5 protein-coding genes and 1 pseudogene are annotated in these 7,039 nt (G+C 69.0%); 4 read left to right on the forward strand and 2 right to left on the reverse strand.

The window, feature by feature from the left end:
• Positions 1-1,407: LCP family protein (locus AOK17_RS32860; protein ID WP_342671535.1), on the forward strand; the 1,407-nt coding region annotated here is incomplete at its 5' end.
• Positions 1,408-1,553: 146 nt separating this feature from the next.
• Here AOK17_RS32860 and AOK17_RS32865 read toward each other — a convergent pair.
• Positions 1,554-2,102 carry an acyl-CoA thioesterase gene (locus tag AOK17_RS32865; RefSeq protein WP_055616228.1) on the reverse strand — a complete coding sequence of 183 codons (549 nt, stop codon included), beginning with the start codon at positions 2,100-2,102 and terminating at the stop codon, positions 1,554-1,556.
• 119 nt (positions 2,103-2,221) lie between these two features.
• Here AOK17_RS32865 and AOK17_RS32870 point away from each other — a divergent pair, with 119 nt between their 5' ends.
• The gene (locus tag AOK17_RS32870) at positions 2,222-3,487 is read left to right on the forward strand and encodes an LCP family protein (protein WP_055616229.1); all 1,266 of its coding nucleotides are present in this window, start codon (positions 2,222-2,224) and stop codon (positions 3,485-3,487) included.
• An 83-nt stretch (positions 3,488-3,570) separates the two neighbouring features.
• Here the strand turns inward: AOK17_RS32870 and AOK17_RS32875 are convergent, their stop codons facing one another.
• Positions 3,571-4,728 (reverse strand): acyl-CoA dehydrogenase, encoded by a 1,158-nt coding sequence (locus tag AOK17_RS32875; RefSeq protein ID WP_055616230.1) that lies wholly within the window; start codon positions 4,726-4,728, stop codon positions 3,571-3,573.
• Positions 4,729-4,951: 223 nt separating this feature from the next.
• Here AOK17_RS32875 and AOK17_RS32880 point away from each other — a divergent pair, with 223 nt between their 5' ends.
• Together AOK17_RS32880 and AOK17_RS32885 are read left to right on the forward strand one after the other, a co-directional pair.
• On the forward strand, positions 4,952-6,295 hold the full coding sequence (locus AOK17_RS32880; RefSeq protein ID WP_055616231.1) for a UDP-glucose dehydrogenase family protein: 1,344 nt from the start codon (positions 4,952-4,954) through the stop codon (positions 6,293-6,295).
• Positions 6,296-6,629: 334 nt separating this feature from the next.
• Positions 6,630-7,039: pseudogene (locus AOK17_RS32885) on the forward strand (hypothetical protein); the annotation flags it as partial.

The following is a 7,039-nucleotide window of genomic DNA, read 5'->3' on the forward strand; positions in this document are numbered from 1 at the left end:
GGCCCAGCCCGGCCGCCCGTACGGGGCAGGGGGCCTCGCTGGGCCATGCGGGTGACCACCTCGGTCTCCGTGACGGTGCTCGCGGCGGCCGGCATCGGGCACGCGCTGCTCACCGGTCTCGGCTCCGACATCGACCGGATCGACCCCTTCAAGGACATGAAGAACCGGCCCGCGCACGGCCACGGCATGAACGTCCTCCTCGTCGGCACCGACGGCCGCGACCGGATCACCCCGGAGGAGAAGGAGAAGTACCGGCTCGGCGGCGCCCCCTGCCACTGCACCGACACGATCATGATCGTGCACCTCTCCGAGGACCGTAAGCGGGCCAGCATCGTGAGCCTGCCGCGCGACTCGTACGCCGAGACGCCCGCCCACATCGACCGCACCAGCGGACAACGGCACCAGCCGCACCCGGTCAAGCTGAACGCCGCGTACGCGGAGGGCGGGCCGCAGCTGACCGTGCGGACCGTGGAGAACATGACCCATGTGAAGATCGACCACTATCTGGAGGTCGACTTCACCAGCTTCATCAAGACCGTGGACGTGCTCGGCGGGGTCCGGATCTGCACGGTGAAGCCGCTGAAGGACACCTACACCGGGCTCGATCTGCCGACCGGCGTGCACGATCTGAACGGCGGGCAGGCACTGCAGTACGTGCGCTCGCGGCACATCGACGGGGCGTCGGACCTCGGTCGGATGCAGCGCCAGCAGCGCTTCCTGGCCGCGCTGATCGAGCGGGCCACCTCCTCCGGGGTGCTGCTCAACCCGATCAAGTTCCGGGAGGTGACCGGTGCCGTGCTCGGCTCGGTGCGCGCCGACAAGGGACTCGGCTCGGACGAACTCATCGACCTGGGGCGGGCGATGCGGACCTTCTCGCCGTCCTCCTCGGAGTTCACGACGGTCCCGATCGGGAAGATGGGGTACGCCGTGAAGGGCATCGGCTCGACCCTGAAGTGGGACGAGCAGAAGGCGGACCGGCTCTTCCGCACCCTGCGCGACGACAAGCCGCTCGCCCCGCACCGGGTCCGCTCCAAGGCCCTGCGCGTCGATGTCGCCCCGCAGCAGATCCGGGTCCAGGTCGAGAACGGCACCATGACCGCCGGCCTCGGCCGCCGCGTCGACAGCGGCCTGTCGGCCACCGGCTTCCGCACGACCCGGGCCCCCGTGAACGCCCCCGACCGCTCGATCCGGCGCACGATCATCCAGTACGACCCCCGCTGGGACCGCTCCGCGAAATCCCTCGCCACGGCCCTGCCCGGCAGCGAGCTGCGCCCCGTGAACGGCCAGGGCCCCCTGATGAAGGTGATCGCCGGCTCGGACTTCAAGGAGGTCCACAAGGTCCGGGCGGAGGACCCGACCCAGGGCGAATTCGAAACGGTGACGGGCGACCAGGTGGTCTGCCCGTAGAGAACCAATCCGGCGGGGGTTCACATCCGAATACCCGGTGGCCGCCCAAACCCCCGGCCGAGCCTTCATTCTCCGGCCCGGTCAGGCGCGCCCCTCAGGGGCGCGGGGAACTGCGCGACCTCAGCCCCAACGAACCCGCACCCGCCCTAGTCGTCGAGCCCCTCAGAAGCCCGCTTCTCCCGCAACTCCACGATCGCCCGCCGCCGGGCAAGCCGATGCGTACGACGGATCTGCGCCTCCTGATTGCGGCGCCGGTCCCGCTCGCTCTCCGCCAGCACCGGAGGTACCCGCCGAGGCTTGCCATCGGCATCCACGGCGGCGAACACCAGGTAGGCCGAGCCGACCTGCTGAGGCGGCGTGGACTCGTTCCAACGCTCGGCGAGAACGCGGACGCCGACCTCCATCGACGTACGACCCGTCCAGTTCACCTGTGCCTTCACATGCACGAGGTCGCCTACGCGTACGGGTTCCAGGAAGGCCATCTCGTCCATGGAGGCGGTCACGGCGGGCCCGCCGGAGTGCCGCCCGGCCACCGCGCCGGCCGCGTCGTCGACCAGTTTCATGATCACGCCACCGTGCACCGTGCCCAGAAGGTTGGTGTCGTTGTGGGTCATGATGTGGCTGAGGGTGGTTCGGGACGCCGAAGTCGGCTTGCCCGGAATATCGGATTCCGGGGTACGGGCCTGGTCTGTCATGCCGACCACCTTATGCCGGGCACTCGCAAGGGTTGCTTTGCATCAGGTCTGCAACAGCCCTGGTGCGATTTTCCGAAGACCCTTGTATGGCACACAGTGGGACCCTGCACACTGGGCCCATGAGCGATTGGCCCCAGGGACACAACGGCGGCGACCGGCACGGCCGCGGCAGCACAGGCGCCGAGCCCGAGGGCGCCCGTGTGATGCGGCAGGTGCAGCGCGGCTCGGGGGCCGGTCCACGCCCCTCGGCGCCGTCGCGCGGAGTCCCGCCCCAGCCGACGTACACGGACGGCTACGGCGAGGACGCCTACGACGGTTACAACACCGGACAGGTCTACGGCTCGCCGGGCGGAGGCGGTCCGCAGGAGCCTCCGGGCGGCCGTGGACGGGGTCCGCGGCCCGCGCCGAACTGGCGCAAGCGGATCAAGTGGACCGCGATCACGGTGGTCACCGTGCTGGTCGTGGTCTCCGTGGGTACGTACTTCTGGGCCGACTCGAAGCTCAAGCGCGAGGTCGACCTGTCGAAGGTGATCGACCGGCCCGACGGGGGCGAGGGCACCAACTACCTGATCGTCGGCTCCGACAGCCGCGAGGGCATGTCCGCCGAGGAGAAGAAGAAGCTCCACACGGGCTCCGCCGAGGGCAAGCGCACGGACTCGATGATGATCCTGCACGTCGGCGACAACGGGAACACGATGATCTCGCTGCCGCGCGACTCGAACGTGACGATCCCCACGTTCAAGGGCTCCGAGTCCGGCAAGACCTTCCCGGGCACCGGCCGCCAGGTGAAGCTCAACGCGGCGTACGCGGAGGACGGGCCCGAGCTGCTCGTGCGGACCGTCGAGGCCAACACCGGGCTGCGCATCGACCACTACGCGGAGATCGGCTTCGGCGGCTTCGCGAAGATCGTCGACGCGGTGGGCGGTGTCGAGATGGACATCCCCAAGGCGTTCAAGGACGACAAGTCCGGCGCCGACTTCAAGGCGGGCAAGCAGACCCTGAACGGCGAGCAGGCCCTGGCCTTCGTCCGTACGCGGTACGCGTTCGCGGGCAGCGACCTGGACCGTACGAAGAACCAGCAGAAGTTCCTCGCGGCCCTGGCGAGCCAGACGGCGACGCCGTCCACGGTCCTCAACCCCTTCAAGCTCTACCCGACCATGGGCGCCGGCCTCGACACCCTCACCGTCGACAAGGACATGTCCCTCTGGGACCTCGCCTCGATGTTCTGGGCGATGAAGGGCATCACCGGCGGCGAGGGCAAGTCGATGAACATGCCGATCTCCGGCAACTCGGCCAACGGCAACCTCCAGTGGGACACCGCCAAGGTCAAGACCCTGGTGAACCAGCTGAAGAACGACGAGAAGGTGACGGTGTCGGGGAACTGACCCGATCCCGAGCCGTACCTCGGCGAGACACGATGGGCCCCCGGCATGACGCCGGGGGCCCATCGCTGTAATACGGCTGCGCCCTACGGCAGGTTGCGGGCCATCACGATGCGCTGGACCTGGTTGGTGCCCTCGTAGATCTGGGTGATCTTGGCGTCGCGCATCATGCGCTCGACCGGGTAGTCGCGGGTGTAGCCGTAGCCGCCGAGGAGCTGGACGGCGTCCGTGGTGACCTCCATGGCGACGTCGGAGGCGAAGCACTTGGCCGCCGCGCCCTGGAAGGTGAGGTCGCTGTCGCCGCGCTCGGACTTCGCCGCGGCCTGGTACGTCAGGGCTCGGGCGGCCTCGATCTTCATGGCCATGTCGGCGAGCATGAACTGGATGCCCTGGAAGTCGGCGATCGGCTTGCCGAACTGCTTGCGCTCCCGGACGTAGCCCTTGGCGTAGTCGAGGGCGCCCTGGGCGATGCCGAGGGCCTGGGCGGCGATCGTGATGCGGGTGTGGTCCAGGGTCTTCATCGCGGTGGCGAAGCCCGTGCCCTCCTCGCCGATGATGCGGTCGGCCGGGATGCGAACGTTGTCGAGGTAGACCTCGCGCGTCGGGCTGCCCTTGATGCCGAGCTTCTTCTCCGGGGCGCCGAAGGAGACGCCCTCGTCCGACTTCTCGACGACGAAGGCCGAGATGCCCTTGGAGCGCTTCGTGGGGTCGGTCACGGCCATCACCGTGTAGTACTCCGACTCGCCCGCGTTGGTGATCCAGCGCTTCACGCCGTTCAGGACGTAGAAGTCGCCGTCGCGGACCGCCTTCGTCTTCATGCCCGCCGCGTCCGAGCCCGCGTCCGGCTCGGAGAGGCAGTACGAGAACATGCCGTCGCCCTTGGCCAGCGGGCCCAGGTACTTCTTCTTCAGGTCCTCGGAGCCGGAGAGGATCACCGGGAGCGAGCCCAGCTTGTTCACCGCGGGGATCAGGGAGGAGCTGGCACAGACCCGCGCCACCTCCTCGATCACGATGACCGTGGCCAGCGCGTCCGCGCCCGCACCGCCGTACGACTCCGGTACGTGCACGGCGTGCAGGTCGGAGGAGACCAGGGCGTCCAGCGCCTCCCGGGGGAACCGGGCTTCCTCGTCCACCACGGCGGCGTACGGCGCGATCTTCGCCTCGGCCAGTGAGCGGATCGCGTCACGGAGCATGTCGTGCTCCTCGGACGGGCGGTACAGGTCGAAATCAGCCGATCCGGCCAAGGTCTCTCACGCTCCAAAGACGCTGTGATGCTGACGCTAATTACCGTTAAGTAACTCAAATTTTAGGGGCCCGCCCACGGGAGTGATACGTGAGCTTGGCGACAAGGGGAAAGCTGCCCGGTGAAGCGCTCGAACAAGCCCCGACTATGCTCGGTCAGCGCACTCGACGCGCGCCGCGGGCGCACATCTGACGGATACCTGACGGACACCTACTGGAGCATCCATGGCCCTCAAGATCACCGTGATCGGCACCGGCTACCTCGGCGCCACGCACGCCGCGGCCATGGCCGAGCTCGGGTTCGAGGTGCTGGGACTCGATGTCGTACCCGAGAAGATCGAGATGCTCCAGCGGGGCGAGGTCCCGATGTACGAGCCGGGTCTCGAAGAGCTGCTGGCCAAGCACGTCGCCGGTATCGAGGGGTCCAGCGGGCGGCTGCGGTTCACCATGGACTGGGCCGAGGTCGCGGAGTTCGGTGACATCCACTTCGTCTGCGTGAACACCCCGCAGAAGCACGGCGAGTACGCGTGCGACATGTCGTACGTCGACGCCGCCTTCGCCTCGCTCGCGCCCCACCTCACGGGCCCCGCCCTCGTCGTCGGCAAGTCCACCGTGCCCGTGGGGTCGGCCGAGCGGCTGGGCCGCACGCTGGTCGAGCTCGCCCCCGCCGGCGAGGAAGTGGAGCTGGCCTGGAACCCCGAGTTCCTGCGCGAGGGCCTCGCCGTCCAGGACACCCTGCACCCCGACCGCATCGTGGTCGGCGTCCGCAGCGAGCGCTCCGAGAAGCTGCTCCGCGAGGTGTACGCGACGCCGATGGCCGAGGGCTCGCCGTTCGTGGTGACCGACTTCCCGACCGCCGAGCTGGTGAAGACCGCCGCGAACTCCTTCCTCGCCACCAAGATCTCCTTCATCAACGCGATGGCCGAGGTCTGCGAGGCGGCCGGCGGCGACGTCGTGAAGCTCGCCGAGGCGATCGGCTACGACGACCGGATCGGCAAGAAGTTCCTGCGCGCGGGGATCGGCTTCGGCGGCGGCTGCCTCCCCAAGGACATTCGCGCCTTCATGGCACGCGCCGGTGAACTGGGCGCCGACCAGGCGCTCACCTTCCTGCGCGAGATCGACTCCATCAATATGCGGCGCCGCGGCCAGATGGTGGAAATGACGCGTGAGGCACTCGGCGGCGGTTCCTTCCTCGGGAAGCGGATCGCGGTGCTCGGCGCCACGTTCAAGCCGGATTCGGACGATGTCCGGGATTCACCCGCGCTGAACGTCGCCGGGCAGATCCATCTGCAGGGCGGCCAGGTCACGGTCTACGACCCCAAGGGCCTCGCCAACGCGCGACGGCTCTTCCCGACACTCGGGTACGCGGACACCGCAGCGGAGGCCGTACGCGGCGCCCATGTCGTCCTGCACCTCACCGAGTGGAGCGAGTTCCGCGAGCTGGACCCGGCCGCGCTCGGCGAGGCCGTGACGGACCGCGTCGTACTGGACGGCCGCAACGCGCTCGACCCCGCCGTGTGGCGGGCCGCAGGCTGGACGTACCGGGCGATGGGCCGACCGGCCGCCTGAGCCGCCGGGGCCCCCTTCACCCGTCGCCGGTACCCAAGCCGCCACGGCGACTTGACGGCTTATTGTTCGCCGGGCACAGCCCTGCACTTCTTCTCTCCAATTGGTTCGAATCGCATTCGAGCAATGTGGTGGAATTGCCGTGCCATGCATGCCAGTTCTTCACAGTCGCAATGCACGGAATGACGCCGTTGTGGCCCGTTCTCACAGCAGGGGCACCCCTGGAGGAGAGGCAGGCAACAGGCGATTAACCAACGCGTAGCCGCGCGGAATTCGGCTCCCACTCCACTGGTCCGCATTCACCGATCTGAATGACCGGACCATGCCAGGAGTGATCATGCCCCTGTTCAACAGGGCGGATTGGCCGAGGGATCACCGCGACGAGGTGGTCGCGGGCGCGCTCGTCGGCGCCGTGCTGATCGTGCTCGGTTACGCCTCGGGGATCGGCGCCCCGCCGTCGTCGGGGTCGGCACAGGCCGCCGTGCCTCCCGCGTCACCGCCCGCGGCGACGGCACCGCCCAGTACGACTCCGGCGCCGGGCGAGGACGCGCCGGAGGGAGCCGCGCCCGTGCCTCAAGTCCCGGTCGGGGCGGGCGAGTTGCCGATCGGCACCGGCGTCGTGCCGATCGGGGGCGGCGGCCATGCCGGGCACGGGACCGGCGGCGGGAGCGGGGAGTCCGGTACCGGAGGCCATGACGGTCACGGTGGGCAGGGCACGACGCCGACTCCCACCCCCACGCCCTCCCC

Origin of the sequence: Streptomyces phaeochromogenes (genome assembly GCF_001418655.1) — a bacterium.
In the GTDB taxonomy this organism is placed as follows: domain Bacteria; phylum Actinomycetota; class Actinomycetes; order Streptomycetales; family Streptomycetaceae; genus Streptomyces; species Streptomyces phaeochromogenes.

Excerpts from the sequence above, each read along its gene's own strand:
- AOK17_RS32865 (WP_055616228.1), bottom strand. The coding sequence starts at position 2,102 with ATGACAGACCAGGCCCGTACCCCGGAATCCGATATTCCGGGCAAGCCG.
- AOK17_RS32870 (WP_055616229.1), top strand. The coding sequence starts at position 2,222 with ATGAGCGATTGGCCCCAGGGACACAACGGCGGCGACCGGCACGGCCGC.
- AOK17_RS32880 (WP_055616231.1), top strand. The coding sequence starts at position 4,952 with ATGGCCCTCAAGATCACCGTGATCGGCACCGGCTACCTCGGCGCCACG.